The sequence below is a fragment of the Desulfuromonas sp. genome (assembly GCA_002869615.1).
GTDB lineage: Bacteria > Desulfobacterota > Desulfuromonadia > Desulfuromonadales > UBA2294 > BM707.
The window spans coordinates 1-22598 of record PKUH01000105.1 but is presented as its reverse complement, the minus strand read 5'-3'; the positions used below and the strand labels follow the sequence as shown (position 1 = coordinate 22598).

Below are 22598 nucleotides of genomic sequence, written 5' to 3'. Positions count from 1 at the left end.
CCCTGACTTAAAGACTGAAGACAGGAGAACCGCGCGGTCTCGGCCGCGCACTCCGCCATACTCTTTTATTGAGCCATAAAAGAGTATGCAGAAAACGGCTCCCTTGCCGGGGGCTTTTTTTGTGCGGTCTAATTGTTTCTGTTCAATTGTGGTGCCGGGGAGTTTGCCTTAAGGCAAACACGGTATGTCTTCGTGGCGGTTGCGGTTGCGGCTGAGCTACGGTTCGGTGAACGCGGTGCTTAAGGGCGACCTCAAGAGCTCCAGGGGTGAGTCAAAATCATCAATGGTCTCCCCAACAGAGTCAAAAGTTGGACGGGGACACGACCCGAAGTACAGGGAATTGTCCCCTGAAAAAAAGTAATATATTGAGTCCACCAGGTGAAACCGGCGAACATGATTTATTTGTTCATCCGGCTTGATTGGTTTTTGTGAAACGTTATCGTCTTGTCTCCTGTCGCCCTTTCAGGCTATAAAGATCACGGTATGAATTCATCCTCGAAAAACCTGAGAATAAACCTCGACCAGGCGCTCTCTTTTCGTGATCGCGGTGCCGTTCTGATCGATGTGCGAACGCCGGCCGAATTTGCCGAGGCAACGATTCCCGGAGCCGTCAATATTCCGCTTTTTTCCAACGAGGAAAGAGCCGAGGTCGGTACCCTCTACAAGCAGATCGGCAAGAAGGAGGCCCGTTTTCGCGGTATTGAGGTTGTCTCTCCTAAAATTCCCGATCTGATCCACCAGGCCCGTGAGTTTGCAGAAGGCAGCGACCTGCCTCTCGTTGTTTTCTGTTGGCGCGGCGGCGAACGGAGCCGGGCCATGACCTCCTTCTTTGACCTGGCCGGGATTCCGGCGCGGCAGTTGGCGGGTGGTCATAAAATATTCAGGAGGCATGTTCTCGATTTTTTTGCCGCGGCGGAGTGGGGTCGATTTGTGGTTTTGCGCGGTATGACCGGAGTCGGGAAAACACTGGTTCTCAAGCGTCTGGCTGCTGATGGCTTGCCGGTGATCGATCTTGAGGGGCTGGCCAGCCATCGGGGCAGCGCCTTCGGAAACGTCGGATTACCGGAGCAGCCGGGTCAGAAGATGTTTGAGTCATTGCTCTGGGATGAGCTGCGCTTGGTAACGCGAGATCGTTACGTGCTGGTCGAAGGCGAGAGCCGCCACATCGGCCGGGTGGTGTTGCCACCGAGTGTTCATGAAGCGATGCAGAAGGAAATCAGCCTCTGGTTGACGTCCGACCTTGAAACGCGGGTCAGGTGCATCCTTGATGATTATCCGGCGCGCGACGAGATGAAGGAGCATTTTGCCGGGCCGATCCGGGCGATCAAGGAGAGGCTGGGTGGTGAGGTGATGGCGCAGATGCTCGAACTTCTTGAAAGGGGTGCATGGGAAGAGCTGGTGCGCGAGTTGATGATTCGTTATTATGATCCGCTCTACCGGCACACCATGCCGGAGCAGCGGATTGAGTTGGAACTCGACCCGTTCTCCGGTTCGCTTGATCCTTTGAAAAAATCGATCGACTATATTCTCGAATCCAACACCGATTGTCCGCAGGAGTCGGCATGAGCCGGGCAAAGAGAAAGGGCCCCTGCAACCCTCTCTGTCGCAAATGCATCCGCCATTGCAAACAGGACGAAACAGCCCTGTTGGTCGACTGCCCCCGTTTCCAGCCTTATCCGTTCAAAATTGAAAAGCGGAACTTTGAGCAGCTTGGACTTTTTGCCGAAGAGGATGAGGATCAGGGCTGAGTCTCTTCGATAGAGTTTCGATCAGAAAGGGGTCGGATTTCCGACCTCTTTCTGATTTACTTCGCTGCTTTTCGCGCTTCAGCCAGCCACGAATCCCAGGTCGTCCGGTTTTTCGCAATCCACTCATCGGCGTGTTTTTCGATATCCTTTGCCGACTTTTCGCCTTCATGCATCCGGGTGTTCTGTTCGTTGATGTCTTCCAGCGGCAGCGAGAACAGCTCGAGGAATTTTCGAATCACCGGATTCTTATCAAGAAAGGCACGGTTGGCGACGGCACGGATATCGGCAATGACAAAACCGAGCTTGATCGGATCACTCACCGCTCCTTTGATGCCGGTTCCCGTCATCCGGTCGACCGCTTCCATCTCGACCGGCCGGGCCTTTATTTCCGGAACATTGATCCACATGACATCCTTGCCGGGCTTGAGCTTGAAGATGGTCCAGTTCGGAGCCCAGGTATAGAAAAAGACCGGCTTGCCGTTCTTGTATTTCGCCAGGGCATCGGCCATGCTCGCCGTATAACCGGCCTTGATCGGGTTGATATGATCATTCAGGTCGTAAACTTTCAAATGATGGGTAATGGTGTTTTCGCAGCCCCAGCCGGGAGGGCAGGCGACCAGGTCGGCCTTGCCGTCGCCGGTTTGATCGAAAGCCTGTTTGACCTCCGGGCGCTTGAAGTCGTCGAGGGAGGTGATCCCGAATTTTTCGACCTCTTTTTTCGAGACCAGGTACCCCTGCAGACCACCAGCCTTGGCGATGTAGCCGAGAACCTCTCCTTTTTCATAGAAATTGGTCGGCATCTGTTCGTTATGCATCGGGAACCAGCCGTTGACCCAGTAGTCGACATCGCCGAGGGCCAGTGACTGGTAGAAGAGCGGATTTTGAAGCTCTTTTGGTTTTTTGACCGAGTAGCCGAGTTCCTGCAAAGCCTTGCGCACCAGGACTTCCTGGAAATAGCCGGTATTCCATGTGGCGCGGGCCGGTTGGACCGTAACCCCGACTCCCGGTTGTTGCTTGCTGGCCTCGGCCGCTCCCTGAAGCTGGAACAACAGGGTGAACAAAACCACCATGATGATTTTTCTCATCCTGACCTCCTGTGCAAAATCGTAGAAATATTGACGTGACTGTTTGAAATTAAAGCAAAATTCTACTGATTTTCCAGTCGTTTGAGAAATTCAACAACTTTTGGCGTGAACTTCTCCGGTTCAACCAGAAAGGAATCGTGTCCGTAATCGGACTCGATCAGGTGATACTCGACCGGCTTTTTCAGACTCTCAAGAATCCCGACGACCTCCTCGGTCTGGTTCGGCGGGTAGAGCCAGTCGGAAGTGAAGGCAAACCAGAGCGACGGACAATCGAGGTTCGACAGGGCATTCTCCATGCTGTCAAAGTTCCAGGAGACATCGTAGAGGTCGAGGGCCTTGGCGAGGTAGAGGAACGAATTTGTGTCGAACTTGTCAATGAAGTTACCGCCGTTGTATGCAAGGTAACGCTCGACTTCAAACTTGCCGAAGAAGTCGAACATGCCATCGCGGGCCGAATAGCGTCGCCCGAACTTGAGATGCATCGAGGCGTCGGACAGAAAAGAGATGTGCCCGACCGCGCGGGCGAGGGCAAGACCGTCGGCCGGCGGATGCTCGGGGCGGTAGTTCCCTTTTTTATAGAGCGGATCGTTATAAATCGCCTGTCGCGCCAGGGCATTCAGGGCGATCGCCATCGGCGAAGTCCGGCCGGTGCCGGCGATCGGAATGATTGATCGGACCCGTTCCGGATAAAGAATCGCCCACTCGAGTGCCTGCATCGCGCCCATGCTACCGCCAATGACGGTTTGCAGTATGTAGATGCCGAGATGGTCAAGCAACAAAACCTGGGCCCGGACCATGTCGCGGACCATTAACACCGGAAACGACAGCTTATAAGGCTGGCCGGTTTTCGGGTTGATGCTGGTCGGACCGGTTGAACCCTTGCAGGAGCCGATGGTGTTGGTGCAGATAACGTGGTAGCGATCGGTGTCGAGGACCTTGCCGGGGCCGATCATGTCGTCCCACCAGCCCGGCTTGCGATCTTCCTCCGAGTTGCGGCCGGCGGCATGAGCGTCACCGGTCCAGGCGTGAGCCACCAGAATGACGTTGCTCTTGTCGGCATTCAACTCACCGTAGGTCTCGTAGGCAATGGTGATCGGTCCGAGCAGGCGGCCGCTTTCGAGCTGCAGTTCGGTGTCGAAGTGCGCATATTCAGTTTTGACGATGCCGATCGATTCGCTCATAGCTTTCCAGATAAAAAAGGCCCCTTCCGGATGGGAAGGGGCCTGCATGGAGTCTCGATAGTATTCAGCAAGCACCATCCTCATCTCTCCCCGCTTGATGCAGGGCAGGAATTAGCACCTGACGTTCATGTTGCCATGAACCGGTTGCTGTGGCTTCGCAGGGCCTTTCCCTCCACCACTCTCGATAACGATAGTAAGTATTTGATTGTCTGAGCAATTTAACGGAACCATGTCAGCTTGTCAAACCTAATTAGAGACGTCAATTATATGCCGGGATGAATTTACCGAGTAATTATCGTTACGCTTCAGGCGATGAGGATTATAAAACTGGCATCAACTCCCTCTTCAGTAAAACCTGTCACACAATGATTTTGCGAGATTAGTTGTTTCTCTTGCGCACAGGTAAATGTCACATAACTGTGTCAGCATCTTTTAGGTGACACAAAATATGAATCAGATACTTAACCCATATTTTACAGCACAGGATAGAATACTTGTTTTCTATCCCTCTGTTTTTGCAAGAAATTTTGATACAGGAGGTGTTGTTCAGTTTTCTCTGCTTTCTGGCATGAATTCTGCGATAAATCGGCGTTATGTGGAGATTTCTTCACGAAGGGTTGGGGCGATAGCAATAAATCAGAAAAGAATAATGGAGGGACCATGATGTTTCGATTCACTCAATTGAGTATTCTCTTGTTACTTAGCTTATTTGTTCTGGTGTCGCCGGTGTTAGCCGCGCATCCCGAGAGTAAAGGTGACCTTGAGAACCTGAAAAAAAGAATTGCCGCTCTTGAACAGCATGGTCCGGAAACCGGGTCTGGTCAAATCAGTGATTACATCGACCTGCAGGGTGTGATTGAGGTCGAGGCTGGCTATAACGACCCGGATGGAGGGGATGCTGAAAGTGATATTGTCCTGGAGGCAGCTGAACTCTCGCTGGAAGCATCAATCTCAGATTATATCGGAGGCCATATTATCCTGCTTTACGAGGAGGGCGAAGACTTTACGGTCGACGAAGCGGTGATCAGCCTGACCTGTGCGCAACAGGTGGCTGGCGCGTCTTCGTCGCTGCATGCCGGTCAGATGTATCTTCCGTTCGGCATGTTTAACAGCTACATGGTCAGTGATCCGTTGACCCTCGAACTTGGCGAAACCGGAGATACCGCTCTTCTGTTCGAGCTCGCCGGTGAGCTCTGGAATATTAAGCTCGGAGTCTTTAACGGTGACGCCGATGTCGCTGGCGACAAGAACCATATTGACGATTTTGTTGCCGCTCTCGAGGTCGCGCCCAACCAGATATTGAGTTTTGGTGCATCCTATATCAGTGATCTCGCCGAAAGCGATAGCGGGCTGATTTCGGAGCTCGATATTGATAGCGGCTTTTACACAGATGATATCGCCGGATTTAGTGGTTTTGTCTCGCTGCATGTCGGACCATTGGGACTCGAAGCCGAGTACCTGGGCGCTCTCGATACATTTGATACCGCTTCCCTGGTCGCTACCCTGACGACTGATCCAACCGATCTCACCGGTGATGAACCGGAAGCGTGGAATGTCGAGCTTGCCTGGATGCCGTCGGAAATTCTACAGCTTGCTGTGCGCTACGAAGAGGCGACCGACTTCCAGAGCGATCTGCAGCGTTATGGTGCAACGATTACTTACGGGATTTTTGACAATGTTGTCGTTGCCCTGGAATACCTCAACGCCGAAGAAGATATCCCGGCCGGCGGTGAATCCGACATGGTGACCGCTCAACTCGCCCTCGAGTTTTAAAATGAAAAAGCCCCCGATTCTTCGGGGGCTTTTTCATTTATTTTCGAAATCAGCTCAAGGCCGAATCCAGGTCTTCCCAGAGGTCCTCGACATCCTCGAGCCCGACCGACAAGCGCAACAATCCTTCACTGATACCGAGCCGCTCCTTGACCTCGGCCGGCATCGCGGCGTGCGACATCGTCCAGCAGTGGGTCAGGATCGATTCGACTCCCCCGAGGCTCGGGGCGATAATCGGCAGCCGGATCTTTTCGAGCAGCGGTTTGACTCTCTTCTCTTCTTTCAATTCGAACGTTAAAACGGCACCCGGGCCAGTGGCCTGGGAATAATGAAGCTCTTTTTGCGCGAACCGGTCGAGGCCGGGATAGATGGTTCGGGCGATTGCCGGGTGCCCGGCCAGACGCTCAGCCAGTTCACCCGCTGACTTCTGGGCCGCCTCAAGTCTGACCTTCAGGGTCTTCAGGCCGCGCGCCAGCAGAAATGAGTCGAAGGGTCCGAGTACGGCGCCAAAGCCAGTCTGGAAGCGGCGCAGCTTTTTCGCGAGAACCGAATCTTTGGTCACATTGACCCCGGCCAGAATGTCGCTGTGACCGCCGAGGAACTTGGTGGCGCTGTTAATCGAAACATCGACTCCGAGCTCGAGCGGTTTTTGCAGGAGCGGTGTCATGAAGGTGTTGTCGAGAAAGGTCAGGATATTTCCCCTCTGTGCAATGTCGACGATCGCCCGGATGTCGGTGACCTGGAACTGCGGATTCGACGGGGTTTCGATAAAGATGCCGCGTGTTTTGTTGTTGACCGCCTCGGCAATCTTGTTCGGGTCGCAGAAGTCGGCAAAAGTGACTTCAATGCCGAGGTCCGGTATGAGCTGGGTCAGGTAGCGATAGCTACCGCCGTAAAGATCGTCCGGAACAATCAGGTGGTCGCCGCTTTTCAGCAGGGCCAGTGCACTGCCGATCGCTGCCATGCCGGAGGGGTAGGCAAAGCCGTTGGTTCCGCCTTCGAGCAGGGCAACCGCTTCCTCGACCTGCTGGCGGCTCGGATTGCCGCTGCGGGCATATTCATAGGTGCCTGACTCGCCGTCCGGATGGTGGTAGGTCGAAGCCTGGTAGATTGGTATGGTCGCCGCCCCGGTAAAGGGGTCGCGGTCGGTGCCCTGGTGAACGACGAGGGTGGCCGGTTTGTAGCTTTTTACGCTCATGCTGTGACCTCAAAGATTATGGTTGTAGAACTAAGTCTGTTTACCACAAGAACTTACATTAACGGAGAGGCGGAGAGCCAGGAGAGTTTTTCTGATTTGATTGTCACCCCGCGGTCTCTCCATCTCTGCGGCTCTCCGTTGAGAGCTCTATTGGTTTAATGCCTGCTCGAGGTCGGCGATGATATCCTCCGCATCTTCCAGCCCGACCGAAAGTCGCAGTAGGGTGTCGGTAATCCCGAGACGCTCCCTTTCTTTTTCCGGGATGTCGCCATGGGTTTGCACTGCCGGCAGGGTCATCAGGGACTCGACGCCGCCAAGGCTTTCGGCAAAGGAGATCAGTTGCAGCTTCTCCAGTGCCCGGGCCGCCAGTTCCGGAGACGAAGTCCGAAATGACAGCATACCACCAAAATCGCTTGCCTGCTTCTGACTCAATGCGTGGCCGGGGTGCTCGTTCAGCCCAGGGTAATAAACCTTTTCAACCTTCGGGTGCTTCTGCAGCCAGTGGGCGACGGTCATGGCGGTTTCGCAGTGTTGTTTGATGCGCAATGGCAGTGTTTTCAAGCTGCGGATCAGTAGCCAGCATTCCTGCGGTGGCAGGATGGCACCGGTGGCATTCTGCAGCATGTAAAACTGTTCGCCAAGCTCTTTATCTATGAAAACCAAGGCACCGGCACAAAGATCACTGTGACCGCCAAGGTATTTGGTTGCTGAATGGACAATGACGTCAGCACCAAATTCAATCGGTCGCTGCAGGGCCGGAGTCAGAAAGGTGTTGTCGACGACGTAGAGAAGATTGTTTTTCCGGCACAGATCACCGAGGGCGGCAAGGTCGGCGACACCGAGCAGGGGATTACCGGGTGTCTCGACCAGCAATGCTTTGGTGTCGGAGGTGATCGCCGCTGCAACCGCGGCGGTGTTCGTCGTATCGACGTAGGTGGTGCTGATACCGAGCTTGCCGAAAACGTCAGCCAGGACGCGGTAGGTGCCACCGTATAGGTCTTCAGAGAGGACCAGGTGGTCTCCGGATGAAAAGTGCAGGAAGAGCGTGGTCAGGGCGGCCATACCGGAAGCGAAAGCCAGTCCCCGAGCTCCACCTTCAAGTTTGGCCAGACCCTCTTCAAGGACATCTCGGGTCGGGTTGCCGGAGCGGGTGTAGTCGTAGCCGGTGCTCTGGCCGACACCCGGATGGCGGTAGGTAGCGCTCGGGTAGATCGGAAAGCTGATGCCACCGGTTTGATCATCACGGCCAACGCCGATCTGAACGCTCTGGGTAGAAAGCTTTTTTCTGTTCATGTCTGGTCATTCCCTTTCTTTGTTGTGGCAGTTTCTCGAAGGGGAATTGAAAAGCCCCTTCTCGGGAATGAGAAGGGGCTTCAGAAACGAACATCAATGCTGGTTTGAAGCACCGTCCTCATCTTCCCTCGGTTGCCCGAGGCAGGATTTAGCACCTGACACCCGCCTTTGTTTAAAACATTGACGCGTCGGTTGCTGTGGCTTCAAAGGGCCTGTCCCTCCACCACTCTTGATGAAAACTGCAATTAAATTGTCATTGCAAAATATGGGAACAGTTGTTCTTTGTCAAATTAAATTAAGTTAGGTCCTCAAACAGCACGCTGGACAGGTAGCGCTCACCCGAGTCGGGGAGGATGACGACGATCTTCTTCCCCTTGAAGGCCGGATCCTTGGCCAGTCGGGCCGCGACCGCCGTGGCCGCACCGCACGAGATTCCGGAAAGAAGGCCTTCTTCTTTGGCGAGGCGCCGGGCATATTCAATCGCTTCATCGTTGGTTACCTGCTCAACCCGATCAACAACATCAAGGTCAAGGGTCTCGGGGATAAAGCCGGCTCCGATTCCCTGGATTTTATGCGGCCCCGGCTGTAATGAATCACCTGCCAGGTGTTGACTGATTACCGGGCTGTCAGCCGGTTCAACGGCGACCGAAGTGATTTTTCTACCCTTGGTATTCTTGATATAGCGTGAGATGCCGGTAATGGTGCCGCCGGTGCCGACGCCGGAGACCAGTACATCGATCTCGCCGGCCGTATCGTCCCAGATTTCCGGGCCGGTCGTCTCTTCATGAATCCGTGGATTGGCCGGGTTTTTAAACTGGTGCAGCAACAGGTATTTATCCGGATTTGATTCGGCAAGCTCCTCTGCCTCCTTGATCGCTCCGGACATTCCCTTGGCGCCGGGAGTCAGGATCAGATTAGCCCCGAAAGCCTTAAGGACTTTGCGTCGTTCAATGCTCATTGTATCCGGCATGGTCAAGGTGATTGGGATCCCCCGGGCCGCGGCAACAAAGGCGAGGGCAATACCGGTGTTACCGCTGGTTGGTTCGACAATCTCCATTCCCTTCTTGAGCGCGCCGCTCTTTTCGGCATCCCAGATCATCGATGCACCGATCCGGCACTTGACCGAGTAGGCCGGATTGCGACCTTCTATTTTAGCATAGACGGTGGCCCCGCCGGCCGGAATGACCCGGTTCAGCTGAACCAGTGGTGTCCGGCCAATAGAAAGGGAATTGTCAGTGAAAATAGCACTCATCTTCTCGCTCCTTCATTAACAGGGTTTTCTCTTGTATACCAAGATTCTTCGGGATTGAAAGCTGTGTAATCAAGAATGTTGTACGCAAGATATTAAATCCTATTAAAATTGTCAAGAAAAAACAAAGGCAAACAACACTGGAATGATGTTAAATGGGCTGGTCAGAAATGAGGCAAGCGTTGCATGTTTTTTATGCATAAGCCCGGGTTTCACGGTGCTGTATGTTCGCCTTATCTGAGTTCAAGTAACTGAATTTTAAAGGGATTGGCAGATGGTATGGAAATTGAGTAAAGGCTGGGCGCGGCTGCAATGGCGCTGTCGCGAAAGTCCAACCTAAAATCTTATTTCAGGAGGGTATGACAATGGAGTCTGCCATCACGTCGATCAGTCACAGCGGTGACGTTCTTTTCCTCATGCTCGGCGCGGTCATGGTTTTTGCCATGCACGCCGGATTCGCATTCCTCGAAGTCGGAACAGTTCGCCAGAAGAGTCAGGTTAACGCCTTCGTCAAAATTCTTTCCGACTGGTCGGTTTCGACCGTCGTCTACTTCGTGATCGGCTATCCGATTGCCTACGGCGTTCACTTTTTCCAACCGGTCGACCAGCTGGTCGGTGCCAACCAGGGATTCGAGCTCGTCCGTTTCTTTTTCCTACTCTGTTTCGCCGCCTGCATCCCGGCGATTATCTCCGGCGGCATCGCCGAGCGCGCCCGCTTCTGGCCGCAGGTGCTGGCCGGGGCGATCTTCGTCGCTGTTATCTACCCGGTTTTTGAATCGGTTATCTGGGGACAGAACAGCTCCGGTTTGCAGTCTTTCTTCGAAAATACGTTTGGCGCTCCGTTTCACGATTTTGCCGGGAGCGTCGTCGTTCACTCGATGGGCGGTTGGCTTGCCCTGCCGGCAGTTATTGTGCTCGGGCCGCGTCTCAACCGCTACGTTCGCGGTAAAAGCCAGGCGATTCCGATCAGTAATATCCCTTTCCTGGCTCTCGGCAGCTGGATCCTGGCTGTCGGCTGGTTCGGGTTCAATGTCATGAGTGCCCAGTCGCTGACCGGTATTTCCGGTCTGGTCGCGGCCAACTCGCTGCTCGCCATGGTCGGTGGCGTCCTCTTCGCCCTGGTCGCCAGCAAGAACGACCCCGGCTTTGTTCACAACGGCGCCCTGGCCGGTTTGATTGCTATCTGTGCCGGTTCCGATATTGTCCACCCGGTTGCCGCTTTCTTCATGGTGGGGCTCGGGTCGCTGATTTTCGTCTACGGTTTTCAGTGGGAGCAGGAGAAGCTACGGATCGATGATGTCCTCGGTGTATGGCCATTGCACGGTCTGATCGGCACCTTTGGCGGTATTGCCGCCGGAATTTTCGGCAGCAAGACGCTCGGCGGCGCCGGTGGCGTCACCTTCATCAGCCAGCTCGCCGGATCGATCCTGGCGGTCGGCTATGCCCTGGTCTGCGGTTTTGCCGTCTATGTCGTGATCAAGAAGGTGTTCGGCTATACCATGAGTGAAGACGATCAGTTCGTCGGACCGGACCTGGCCATTCACCAGATCAACGCTTACCCGGAAGACCATGTTAAATAAGATCGATTCCTGTACTTGCATTCAATCATTCAAGGGGCGACTCCTTCCGGAGTTGCCCTTTTTTGTTTGATTAACTACTTAATTTAGAAAAGAAAAAATCCCCAGCGTGTTGACCATCAACGAAACAGGGGTATAATAAAAACGTATAGGGTTCCGGAAGCTGGACGCAGCTTCCCATTCGCCCTGGCGACTTGCCCCTCCTGGTCTCCAGGGTGTTTTTTTGTCAAATGACCATGTCTGGTCCGGTTTATTTTCTTTCAGGATTATTTTCATGCAACCGTAATCTATGTTACGATTCTGTTTAACCCTTTGTGATTTATAGGGTTTTTCTTTTTTTTCGGTCTTTTTGTAACCTTTGTTACGATTCACCGGCTCTGGTCTATGCTCGTTGCCTTGTCTGAAATTACGTGATATCAGTAGGTTGGTGTTATTTTTGTGCTTGGTATGACCCTTGCTCATTAAGAACATTATTGCGATATGACAAAAAAAATCTCCATAGATCCGGTCACCCGGATTGAAGGGCATTTGGCCATCGAGACGACAATCGAGGGTGGCAGGGTTGCTTCCGCCCGGGTTGCCGGACGGATGTACCGCGGCTTTGAGCAACTGTTGCTCGGGCGGCATCCGGTCGATGCGGCCCGTATCACCCAGCGGATTTGCGGTATTTGCCACGAGGTGCACGGAATTGCCGCCAGCATTGCCCTCGAAGATTTGTACAAGCTGACCCCGACCGACAACGGATTTCTCCTCCGTGAACTGATTCTCGGTCTGCACCTGGTGACCGATCATATCTTTCATTTTTACCAGTTACTGCTCCCCGATTATCTTGATTTCAAGCACCTGGCCGCTTACTCCGGCCAGGATAATAGAATAAAAAATCTGGTCAGGATGCAGGCACAATCAAAGACGTTTCAGCATCGCACGCTATCCGATGCGGTAGCCGACACAACCCTGACCGCCGAAATGGGCCTCGGCTACATTGAAGCAATCAATGTTCGCAAAGAGGCGGGGAGCGGGTTGGCCAGTCTCGGCGGCAAGGTGCCGTTCTGTCACAGCATTTTGCCCGGCGGGTTGACCACCGATGTAACCAGTGACCGCCTGATGAACTATGGTAACGCCTTGAAAAAAACGGCTGATTTTGTTGAGCGCTTTTTCCTCCCGCAGGCGATCGCCCTGGCTGAAAATTTCCCGCAGTATTTTTCAATAGGTGCAGCGCATGGAAATTTCTATGGCAACGGCGGGTTCTCCCGGCTTGACAAGCCTCTTTTTACAGCCGGAATCATGAGGTCCGGACAGAAAACGGAAAAGGTCGATTTCGGCCGCATCGCCGAGGTTGCCGAGGCTTCTTATTTCGATCCGGCCGGCAGTCCGCAGCAGGACAAGCCGGGCGCCTATTCGTGGGTCAAGGCGATGCATTATGACGGCCTTCCGATGGAGGTCGGCCCGCTGGCCCGACTGGTGGTTGGTAAGGACCGGGCATTCCGCAAGCTGGTCAAAAAATTCGGTCAGGGCGGAACCGAGTCGTCGGTTATGATGCGCATCCTGGCGCGGGCTGTTGAAGCTGAGAAGATCTGTTCCTATTTGCAGGAATTACTGCCGCAATACCGCGCCGGCGAAGCAACGATTCAATCGCCTGACATGCTGTTGACTCCGACCGGAGAGGGACGGGGAATGTCGATTGCTGCGCGGGGCGCGCTGAATCATGAAATTTCGACAGAGAAAGGCAAGGTGACCCGGTACCGGTTACAGGTGCCCTCCGCCTGGAATTTCGGGCCGACGGTCAAGAAGGTGCGTGGACCGGTCGAAGAGGCCCTGGTCGGAACTGAAGTCCGGAACAAGACCGGCCGGGATGCGATTGAGGTCGGCCGGATCGTCCGCAGCTTCGACCCCTGCCTGGCCTGTGCCATACATTGAGGATACGATGCTGACACGCCGCCAGTTTCTGAAAAAATGCCGGGACATTTCGCTGCTGATGTGCGGTAGCACGCTGCTGACCCGGTCCCTGGCCGAGGGGTTCATTCGCCTGGTAGAGGATCCGCCACCGATTGCCTTCATTCATGCCCAGAATTGCATGGGCTGTACGACCTCGATGATGTACGGTAATGACTTCGATTTTGTTGATTTTCTCGCCCAGATCGGTGGTCTCGACCTGCACCCGGCGCTCTCTTTCAGTCAGGGCGATGATTACCTCGACACCTTGAAGGGGATTGTCGCGCGCGGCGATTTTATCCTCGTTGTCGAAGGGAGTATTCCGACTCGGCCGAAGGAGGCCTGTTACCTCGGCACGACGCCGGTCTACGACGTTCTGGCCGACTACGCCAAAGAAGCCCGCCTGGTCATCAGCTCGGGATCATGTGCCAGCCACGGCGGAATTCCGGCCTCGAATGGAAATTTGACCGGAGCGCTTTCGGTCAAATCCTATCTCGAAAAAAGGGAGATCGATATTCCGCATCTGCAGCTGCCGGGGTGTCCGGTCCACCCGGATCATTTGATGGGCAGCCTCGCATACATCACCGCCACCGGCAAGCTGCCGCCGCTGAAGGAAAAGACGAATTTTCCGAAAGAGTATTTCGGAGAAATCCTGCACAATCGCTGCAATCGTTATCAGCACTTTAGCCAAGACCTTTTCGTCGAGGATTTTGCCAAGGACAAAAATGATTGCCTGCTTAAAAAGGGGTGCCGTGGACCGCTGACCCCGAGCGACTGCCCGGTGCGGCGCTGGAACAACCGGACCAGTGTCTGTATCGACAGCAACACGCCTTGCATCGGCTGCATGAGCCCGTACTGGCCGTTCAAGGATGATCTATATCTCGAGCCCTCGGAAGTCGAGGATATCCCCTGGTCGCAGCTGAAAAAGAAAACCAGGAGCCGCTGATCGATGAAACTGCGCGATTTCTGGAAATCCGAGACGGCGACCTATTTCAATGTTGTGACCGGCATCTTTGTTTTTGTTCTGATTATCGTCATCCTTTACAATTCTCTCCATTCTCTGGAAACGCGGCAGTCTCTCGAAAGGTACATGGAGAACCTGCGCGATGTTATTTTCCTGTCGACCTACGATTCCCTGAAAAAGGGGAACATGAAAGTCTTCACCAATCATCTGCAGGAGGTCGGAACGTTTGATGACGTACATGAGTTCTCATTGATCGACACCAAAGGGATGATCCGCTACTCCTCGAATGAGAGCCTCGTCGGAAAAATGGAACGCGGAATCATCGGCCTGCAGCAGCAGAAAATCATCAGTCGTGACGGGCGCACGACCTACTTTTTCCCGGTTGAAACAACAAACTACTGTTCCCGTTGTCATGCCGACTGGAAAGTCGGGTCGATCAATTCCTATTACCTGCTGAGCCTGAGTCGGGAAGCGATTGATGATCTCAAATCGAGCACCATTTATTACCATGGAATCATGACGGTCAGCGGCCTCGCTTTTGTTCTGGTCCTGTTCTCCCTCGCCGTTTATTATGAGCGGCGGAAAAGTGAGGAACATAACCTGGTGTCGGCCAGTGTACAGAATTTCATGGATTCGGTTGATGACCCGTTTCTCAGTGTCGATGCCAATGGTATCTGTACCTTCTGCAACCGGTCCGGGCTCGAGTTGTTTGGTTTTGCCAGCGAAGAGATGATCGTCGGCCGCAATGTGCACGAAGCGATTCAGCACACAGCCGAGGATGGTTCGCCGGTCGATGATTCGGACTACATCTTAACCCGGATGCTGGATAGTGGAAGATCAATCAAGATCGATGAGGTATTGCTGTGGCGCGCCGACGGGACATATTTTATCGGTGAGTGCCGACTTCATCCGATCATCCGGCGTGGCAATATTTCCGGAGCGACCATCTCCCTGTTCGATGTCACGCAAAAAAAAGCGGAAGATTTACGCACCATTAACCTGTCGCAAATGGCCTCTCTCGGTGAACTTGCGGCCGGGGTTGCCCATGAAATCAACAACCCGATCAGCGGCGTAATCAACTATACCCAACTCTACAAGAATCGTTACGGCGGCGACACCGAGGGGGACGAACTGCTCGGGAGAATAATCAAGGAAGGGAAACGAATCTCTTCAATCGTTTACAGTCTGCTCAACTATGCTCATCAGGGTTCGGACAAGACTGAGCCGGTCGATATGGTTGGGATTGTCAGTGAAACCCTCAATCTGTTCAAGGTTCGGCTCGAGGCGGAAGGGATCGATCTTGATGTCAGTATCGATGAACAGATCCCCCGGGTTAACGGAAACTTCCAGAATCTTGAACAGGTGCTGATGAACCTGATCAGTAATGCCCGTTATGCTCTGAATAAAAAATATCCCGAAAATCACCATGTTGACAAGATATTGCGGATCGTTCTGGAGCGGGTTTCAGGCGCAGATGGTTCGCTTGTCCGCCTGACCGTTTACGACCGAGGCATCGGAATTCCGGCAGATATGATCAACAAGGTCATGAATCCCTTCGTGACCACCAAGCCGGCCGGGGAGGGGACCGGACTCGGTCTGCATGTCTGTTTCAATATTATCCAGCAGCACAATGGCCGGATCGATATTGAAAGTGATCAGGGCGATTTCACCCGGGTCACAGTCACCCTGCCGGGTCTGGATTGATTTTTTGTGCCGCCTCCGGATACTATTTTTCCGTTTGTAAAAGATCCCCGCCTTGCATTCCGACCTGAACCACCTACAATTTAATTCAACTTATACTGATTTTCCAAACAGGCCACTCAGGCCGATGACTTTCACAAGGAAGCGAACAGATGTCGAGCAAGAATCCTGAAAAATTAAAAGAGTTGTACGCTATCGAGAATAACGAATGGCGAGAATCGATAGACTACGTCATCAGGGAACATGGCGAGGAGCGGGCGCTCCAGCTTTTACGTCTCCTGCAGGTGCGGGCCCAGGAGCAGGGAGTGAGTCTGCCTTTTACCGCCAATACCCCCTATATCAACACCATACCCCGCAATCGCCAACCGGTCTACCCGGGTGATCGTGAGATTGAGCGGCGGATCAAGTCGATCATTCGCTGGAACGCGATGGCGATGGTGGTCCGGGCCAATCGTGATGTTGAAGGCATCGGCGGGCATATCTCCACCTATGCGTCGACCGCGAGCCTCTGGGAAGTCGGCTTCAATCATTTCTGGCGTGGCCGGACCGACGACTTTCTCGGTGACATGGTCTATTTTCAGGGGCATGCCTCACCGGGCGTTTATGCCCGGGCTTTTTTCGAAGGACGGCTGTCGGAGCAGGACCTTGAGAATTTTCGCAATGAGCTGAACCCGGCCGGTGGACTCTCCTCATATCCACATCCTTTCTTGATGCCGAATTTCTGGGAGTTTCCGACGGTTTCGATGGGCCTTTCCGCGATTACCGCTATCTATCAGGCCCGGTTCAATCATTACCTGGTGGATCGTGGCCTGCGCAAGTCGAGCGGCCGCAAGATCTGGGTGATGCTCGGTGACGGCGAGATGGACGAGCCGGAATCGCTCGGGGCGATTACCCTGGCGGCGCGCGAGCAGCTTGACAACCTGATCTTCGTTATCAACTGTAACCTGCAACGCCTTGATGGTCCGGTACGGGGCAACGGTAAAATTATCCAGGAGCTTGAGGCCGCCTTTCGTGGTGCCGGCTGGAACGTGATCAAGGTTATCTGGGGTGGCGACTGGGACCGCCTGCTCGAAGATGACGTCCATGGTCGACTGGTCCAGCGGATGGACGAAATGGTCGACGGTGAGATGCAACGCTTCACCAGGGCGAGCGGTGACGTCGTCCGCAAGGACTTCTTCGGGAAGTATCCGGAGCTCGAAGAGATGGTGAAGGGTTATTCTGATGATCAGCTCGGGGCCCTGAGCCGCGGCGGTCACGATCCGGAGAAAGTTTACGCCGCTTATAAGGCGGCGATTGAACACAAAGGCTCACCGACCGTCATTCTGGCCCACACCATCAAGGGCTACGGACTTGGTGAGGCGGGTGAGGGCAAGAATATCACCCATGCCCAGAAGAAGCTCAATGAAGACGAGTTGAAAGAATTCCGGACCCGCTTCAATATTCCGGTCAGTGATGATCAAATCGCCGAAGCACCTTTTTACCGGCCGGCTGAGGACAGCCCCGAGATGCAGTATCTGCGGGAACGGCGCTCTGCTCTCGGTGGTCATCTGCCGCAGCGGTTCGATGGCAGCAAACCGATGGCCTGTCAGACCGAAGAGCTGATCAAGGAGTATTTTGATGGTTCGGGAGAGCGCCCGTTATCGACGACCATGGTCCTGGTCCACATGCTGGCGAAGCTGCTGCGCGACAAGGAGCTTGGCAAGCTGATCGTGCCGATCGTACCGGACGAGGCGCGAACCTTCGGCATGGAATCACTCTTTCGCCAGGCCGGTATCTACAGCCACGTCGGCCAGCTCTACGAGCCGATCGACAAGGGGAGCCTGCTCTACTACAACGAGAAAAAATCAGGGGCGATTCTTGAAGAGGGCTTGAGCGAGGCCGGGTCGATGGCCAGCTTTATCGCCGCCGGAACGGCCTATTCCAACAACGGTGTCCAGACCATTCCCTTTTATACTTTTTACTCGATGTTCGGGTTCCAGCGGGTTGGAGATCTGATCTGGCAGGCCTGCGACAGCCGGGCCCGCGGTTTTCTGATCGGCGCGACCTCCGGACGGACGACCCTGGCCGGGGAAGGCTTGCAGCATCAGGATGGCCACAGCCATGTTCTGGCCCTGACACCGACCAAGGTCAAGGCCTACGACCCGGCCTTCGCCTATGAACTTGCGGTGATCGTTCATGACGGCCTGACCCGGATGTACTGTCACCAGGAAGACCTGATCTATTACATCACGGCGATGAACGAAACCTACCTGATGCCGCCGATGCCGGAGAAGGCCGATATCCGCGAAGGGATTATCCGCGGCCTTTACAAGTACAATTCGAGCGGGCGCAAGAAAGATAACGGCAAGGTTCATCTGATGGGGAGTGGTTCGATCCTTAACGAGGTGATCAAGGCCCAGGAGATTCTCGGGGAAGAATTCCAGATCGCTGCCGATGTCTGGAGTGTTACCAGCTACAAGGAGCTCTACCAGGATGCTATCGAGTGTGAACGCTGGAATCTTCTCAATCCGGACAAGCAGCCGAAAAAGCCGTATGTCAGTAGTCAACTGTCGGGAGAAGAAGGCGTTTTCGTCGCCGCCTCCGATTACATGAAGGTTCTGCCGGCCGCGATCGCCAAGTGGATTCCCGGACCGTTACATTGCCTCGGGACCGACGGGTTCGGCCGCAGCGACTCGCGGGAGTTACTGCGCGACTTCTTTGAAGTCGATGCGCGCTATATCGTGGCTGCAGCATTGCTGCAACTGGCCGAGGCCGGTGAACTCAGTCGTAAAAAAGTTGCAGCCGCCATCAAAAAGCTGAAAATAAATTCCGATAAACTGAACCCCCATACGGATTGAGGATTTGAAATGGCACATGAAATAAAGGTTCCGGAGGTCTCCGAAGGTGTCAAAGAAGGTATCGTCGCGGCCATCGCCGTGGCGGTTGGTGACACGGTCGAGGAAGAGCAGACCCTTCTCGAGCTGGAAACCGACAAGGCCGTGGTCGAAATTCCGTCGACTCATGCCGGCAAGGTCACTGACATCAAGGTCGAAGAGGGTGAAACTGTTTCGATCGGTGCGGTCATTATGCTGATTGAAGGTGACGCCGGCGGCAGTGACGAAATTGACGCGGAAGAGAAAGATGATCCCGCAACAGAAGAAGAGACCGCACCGGTGGCAGAACCGGAGTCCGGAGAAACGGACGAGTCTGAGGAAGAGAAAACAGGAAAAGAAGAGGAGCCGCAACAGAAAGGGAAATCGGAAAAGAAAGAACCGGTCCCCGAGGAAGACGGAAAGGCATCTGCAGAGCGGCCGGCGATGGAAAGCGCCCGGGCCGAAGAGGCATTACCCGAAAAAAATGACGAAGAGGTTGATCTGAAAACAGCAAGACGGGGTGACCAGGTCGCTCCGGCGGCACCGTCGGTGCGGCGCAAGGCGCGTGAACTCGGCGTTGATATTTACCGGGTAGAGGGGAGCGGCCCCGGCGGGCGGATCAGCCAGGCTGATATCCGGCGCTATGTTCGAAAGACCATGAAGTCGCTTGCCTCGGGTGCTCCCGCCCCATCTGCGGTCAGCCTCCCCGATTTCAGCCGCTGGGGGAAAGTCAAGACCGAGACACTCTCCAATGTCCGGCGGCTCACCGCCGAGACCATGGCTGCGGCCTGGGCGAACATTCCGATGGTTGCCCAGACCGGGCATGCCCGGATCAGTTCATTCGAAGAGTTTCGCAAAGAGTTTAACAGTCATGCCGATGGACAATCGAAGTTGACCATGACCGCGGTTCTGGTCAAGATCTGCGCTGCCGCCCTGCGTCATTTCCCGCAGTTTAACAGCAGTCTAGACAGTGCCAATAATCAGTTGATACTCAAGGAGTATGTCCATATCGGTGTCGCTGTCGACACTCCCGCCGGTCTGCTGGTTCCGGTCTTGCGTGACGCCGACAAGAAGGATATCGAGACGATTGCCATTGAATTGAACGATCTGGCGGCGCGGGCCCGCGAGCGCAAGCTCAAGCCGGAGGAGATGGAAGGGGGCTGCTTTACAATCAGTAATCTTGGAGGGATCGGCCGCGACCTGTTCACGCCGATCGTCTTTCCGCCACAGGTTGCGATCCTCGGAGTCGCCCGCGGTCGTCACGAGCCGGTCTGGAACGGCCAGGATTTCGTGCCGGAGATGATTTTACCGATGACCTTGACCTACGATCACCGGGTCATCGACGGCGCCGATGGCGCCCGCTTCATGCAGTGGATCTGCCAGGCCGTCGAGTACCCGTTGCAGCTGGTGATGAAGGGATAGGCTCGACTTCTGTTTGCATCTAAATTCAAAATCGATTTAACGGGGAGGCGGAGAGAGGGAGAGTTTTATTTCTGGGATCACCATTCTCCCTATTCTCTCCATCTCTCCGACTCTCCGTTGAAAATCAGGTTTGTGATAAAGGAATAATTTATATGAGTACTGATGCTGAAAAAACCGACCTTGTCGTCATTGGTGCCGGACCGGGCGGCTACACGGCTGCTTTTCACGCCGCGCAACTCGGTATGAACGTGACCCTGATAGATCCCGAAGCCGACCCTGGCGGGGTTTGTTTATACCGTGGTTGCATTCCATCCAAGGCTTTGCTGCATGTGGCCGCGCTGATTAATGAATCCGGTGAGTCGGAAAAAATCGGTCTGACCTTCCAGCCACCTGAAATCGATCTCGACAAGGTCCGCAGCTGGAAAAATGACATCATCGAAAAACTGACGACGGCGCTCGGCCAGAAGTCAGGAAAACTCAAGATCAACCATATCCGCGGGTTTGCCAGATTTCAGGATGCAAATTCCGTGTTAGTGAAAACGATCGATGGCGGAAAACAGGAGGTCCGTTTTGACCGGGCGATCCTGGCGACCGGCTCGCGGCCGATTGCCCTGCCCGGAGTTGATGAAGAGAGCGGGATGATTCTTGATTCGACCGGCGCTATTGAGCTCAAGGATGTTCCCGGGTCGCTGCTGGTGGTCGGTGGCGGTTATATCGGATTGGAGCTCGGGTCGGTGTACGCGGCTCTCGGCAGCGAGGTTTCGGTCGTCGAAATGACCGACGGGCTTCTTCCCGGCTGCGATCGCGATCTGGTGTCGCAGTTGAAACGCCGGCTCGATAAGCGTTTTGCTGCGATCATGACCGGTACCCGGGTGAGCGATATGAACGTCCAGAAGAACGGTGTGATGGTGACCCTGGAAGGGAAGAAGGGGGAACCTCAGCGCAAGTTGTACGACAAGGTTCTGGTCGCCATCGGGCGCAAGCCGAACAGTGGAAATATCGGTCTCGAAAATACCGGCATCAAACTTACCGATAACGGTTTCGTTGAAGTTGACGGGCAACAGCGGACCGCCGAGGATCACATCTTCGCCATTGGCGACCTCGCCGGCGAACCGATGCTGGCCCATAAGGCCTATGCCGAGGCGGTGGTCGCCGTTGACGCCGCCGCCGGTGAAAAGTCTCTGTTCGATCCCCGGGCGATCCCGGCGGTTGTTTTTACCGATCCTGAAATCGCCTGGTGTGGACTCACCGAAACCGCGGCAAAAGAGCAGGGGATAAAAGTCAAAACAGCCAAGCTGCCATGGCGTGGCAACGGCCGGACGCTCAGCCTCGGTCGTGAAGACGGGATGACCAAGTTGATTATCGATCCCGAGTCGGATCGTCTGCTCGGCATGGCGATGGTTGGCCCCGGCGCCGGCGAGTTGATCGCCGAGGGTGTCGTCGCTCTCGAGCTCGCCGCGGTCGGCGAGGACCTGCGCAAGGCGATCCATCCGCATCCGACCCTCTCCGAGACAATTCAGGACGCGGCAGCCGCTCTTAAATCCTGACCCATTTCCAGTCGAGTCCCGCTCCGTTTTGTACCCTCGAGAACCGGATGGCACATTCGATGCAGTATCTTTTTGTTTCCGCACTCAATTGAGGAGAAGCAAAAATGAAGACTGCACTGATTGCTGATGATGAGCCCCTGATCCGTCGGCAGGTCGCCGAAACCCTTGCTGATTACGGCTTTGACCGGATTGTCGAGGCCGAAAACGGAGCCCAGGCGGTTGAGCTGGCGCCGACGGAAAAACCGTTGTTAATGGTATTTGATGTTGCAATGCCGGTCATGGATGGAATCACCGCTGCTGAAAAAATAGGCAAAGAAATTGCGGCACCGATCGTTCTGCTCACCGGTTCGACCGAGCCGGAAACAATCGAGCGGGCTCGTGACGCTGGCGTCAGCAACTATATTCTCAAACCGTTCAACGCCGATCAGCTCAAGGTCGCCGTCGAACTGGCGATTCATCGTTTCATCGAAATGAGCAACCTGCTTGAGGAGAACGCCAAGCTCAAGGAGGCTCTCGAAACCCGCAAGCTTGTCGACAAGGCGAAAGGTCTGCTCATGGAAAAGGGAATGAGCGAACCCGAGGCCTATCGCAAGATGCAGAAGATTGCGATGGACAAGCGTAAATCGATGAAAGAAGTTGCCGAAGCGATTTTGTTGACGGAGAGTTGATCTGATGCACTCGGCGTCACTCAACCTCTGCAACCTTCCGCCCTGGGTGATCGCCTCACACTATTTCAACCGAAATCCCAAGCCGCTTGAAATTCAGGGTGTTCGGCAATCCAACCGGCTTCTGTTTGATCGCCTCGACCGGCTGGAAACCCGCGAAATGCGCGGCCTTCAGTTTCATGATTACATGGATGTCACTTTCCAGCTTCACCAGTGGGAAAATGAAGTCACCAACAGCAGTCGTAAAAGCCTGAAAAACAGTTATCTCCGCTTTCTTCGCGGCTGGATGTTCGAGTCGAATTCACGCGAAGGCGCCGTCCTCAAGGGCTGGGCCGAAAGCCGTTTCGGTCTGGCTCCGACCTTTCATCACGAACTGATCGATGATGTCCATTCCGAAGCCTATCATCATTATCT

18 protein-coding genes and 2 riboswitches are annotated in these 22598 nt (G+C 54.5%); of the genes, 12 read left to right on the top strand and 6 right to left on the bottom strand.

What is annotated here, in order from left to right:
* The first annotated feature begins 483 nt into the window (after window positions 1-483).
* Both C0623_11400 and C0623_11395 read left to right on the top strand, forming a co-directional pair.
* Complete coding sequence (locus tag C0623_11400) at window positions 484-1566, top strand: tRNA 2-selenouridine(34) synthase MnmH (protein ID PLX98767.1); 1083 nt, start codon at window positions 484-486, stop codon at window positions 1564-1566.
* Window positions 1563-1748, top strand: a complete 186-nt coding sequence (locus C0623_11395; protein ID PLX98766.1) for a hypothetical protein — start codon at window positions 1563-1565, stop codon at window positions 1746-1748. Before C0623_11400 ends, C0623_11395 begins: the two co-directional genes overlap by 4 nt.
* Before the next feature lie 56 nt (window positions 1749-1804).
* Here C0623_11395 and C0623_11390 read toward each other — a convergent pair whose 3' ends face one another.
* Together C0623_11390 and C0623_11385 are read right to left on the bottom strand one after the other, a co-directional pair.
* A complete protein-coding gene (locus C0623_11390; GenBank protein ID PLX98765.1) occupies window positions 1805-2833 on the bottom strand; it encodes a proline/glycine betaine ABC transporter substrate-binding protein ProX in 1029 nt (342 codons plus the stop codon).
* A gap of 62 nt (window positions 2834-2895) precedes the next feature.
* Entirely contained in the window at window positions 2896-4014 is a 1119-nt protein-coding gene (locus C0623_11385; protein ID PLX98768.1) for a homoserine O-acetyltransferase, read from the bottom strand.
* A 77-nt stretch (window positions 4015-4091) separates the two neighbouring features.
* Window positions 4092-4205, bottom strand: a riboswitch (SAM riboswitch).
* 469 nt (window positions 4206-4674) lie between these two features.
* On the opposite strand from C0623_11385, the gene C0623_11380 reads away from it, so the two are divergent.
* Window positions 4675-5787 (top strand): hypothetical protein, encoded by a 1113-nt coding sequence (locus C0623_11380; GenBank protein PLX98764.1) that lies wholly within the window; start codon window positions 4675-4677, stop codon window positions 5785-5787.
* A gap of 49 nt (window positions 5788-5836) precedes the next feature.
* Here the strand turns inward: C0623_11380 and C0623_11375 are convergent, their stop codons facing one another.
* The 3 genes from C0623_11375 to cysK form a co-directional block, all read right to left on the bottom strand.
* Window positions 5837-6982, bottom strand: a complete 1146-nt coding sequence (locus C0623_11375; protein ID PLX98763.1) for a cystathionine gamma-synthase — start codon at window positions 6980-6982, stop codon at window positions 5837-5839.
* A 147-nt stretch (window positions 6983-7129) separates the two neighbouring features.
* A complete protein-coding gene (locus tag C0623_11370) occupies window positions 7130-8275 on the bottom strand; it encodes a cystathionine gamma-synthase (GenBank protein PLX98762.1) in 1146 nt (381 codons plus the stop codon).
* Window positions 8276-8390: 115 nt separating this feature from the next.
* Window positions 8391-8514, bottom strand: a riboswitch (SAM riboswitch).
* A gap of 56 nt (window positions 8515-8570) precedes the next feature.
* Window positions 8571-9527, bottom strand: coding sequence for a cysteine synthase A (gene cysK / locus C0623_11365; GenBank protein PLX98761.1), 957 nt, complete (start codon window positions 9525-9527; stop codon window positions 8571-8573).
* A gap of 362 nt (window positions 9528-9889) precedes the next feature.
* Between cysK and C0623_11360 the strand changes: the two genes are divergently transcribed.
* Window positions 9890-11104 (top strand): ammonium transporter, encoded by a 1215-nt coding sequence (locus C0623_11360; GenBank protein ID PLX98760.1) that lies wholly within the window; start codon window positions 9890-9892, stop codon window positions 11102-11104.
* A 78-nt stretch (window positions 11105-11182) separates the two neighbouring features.
* On the opposite strand, the gene C0623_11355 is transcribed toward C0623_11360, so the two are convergent.
* Window positions 11183-11572 carry a hypothetical protein gene (locus C0623_11355; GenBank protein ID PLX98759.1) on the bottom strand — a complete coding sequence of 130 codons (390 nt, stop codon included), beginning with the start codon at window positions 11570-11572 and terminating at the stop codon, window positions 11183-11185.
* Between the two features lie 9 nt (window positions 11573-11581).
* On the opposite strand from C0623_11355, the gene C0623_11350 reads away from it, so the two are divergent.
* The 8 genes from C0623_11350 to C0623_11315 all read left to right on the top strand — a co-directional run.
* Entirely contained in the window at window positions 11582-13018 is a 1437-nt protein-coding gene (locus C0623_11350) for a hypothetical protein (GenBank protein PLX98758.1), read from the top strand.
* Window positions 13019-13025: 7 nt separating this feature from the next.
* Window positions 13026-13979, top strand: a complete 954-nt coding sequence (locus C0623_11345) for a hyaluronate lyase (protein ID PLX98757.1) — start codon at window positions 13026-13028, stop codon at window positions 13977-13979.
* A 3-nt stretch (window positions 13980-13982) separates the two neighbouring features.
* Window positions 13983-15701 carry a hypothetical protein gene (locus C0623_11340; GenBank protein PLX98756.1) on the top strand — a complete coding sequence of 573 codons (1719 nt, stop codon included), beginning with the start codon at window positions 13983-13985 and terminating at the stop codon, window positions 15699-15701.
* Window positions 15702-15850: 149 nt separating this feature from the next.
* Window positions 15851-18535: a pyruvate dehydrogenase (acetyl-transferring), homodimeric type gene (aceE, locus tag C0623_11335; protein ID PLX98755.1), complete on the top strand. Its 2685-nt coding sequence runs from the start codon at window positions 15851-15853 to the stop codon at window positions 18533-18535.
* A 9-nt stretch (window positions 18536-18544) separates the two neighbouring features.
* Entirely contained in the window at window positions 18545-19972 is a 1428-nt protein-coding gene (locus C0623_11330; protein ID PLX98754.1) for a branched-chain alpha-keto acid dehydrogenase subunit E2, read from the top strand.
* Window positions 19973-20124: 152 nt separating this feature from the next.
* Window positions 20125-21519, top strand: a complete 1395-nt coding sequence (gene lpdA / locus C0623_11325; protein PLX98753.1) for a dihydrolipoyl dehydrogenase — start codon at window positions 20125-20127, stop codon at window positions 21517-21519.
* Between the two features lie 104 nt (window positions 21520-21623).
* Window positions 21624-22187, top strand: a complete 564-nt coding sequence (locus C0623_11320) for a response regulator (protein ID PLX98752.1) — start codon at window positions 21624-21626, stop codon at window positions 22185-22187.
* A 4-nt stretch (window positions 22188-22191) separates the two neighbouring features.
* Window positions 22192-22598 (top strand): N-acyl homoserine lactonase (locus tag C0623_11315; GenBank protein ID PLX98751.1); only part of this gene is annotated, 407 nt, incomplete at its 3' end.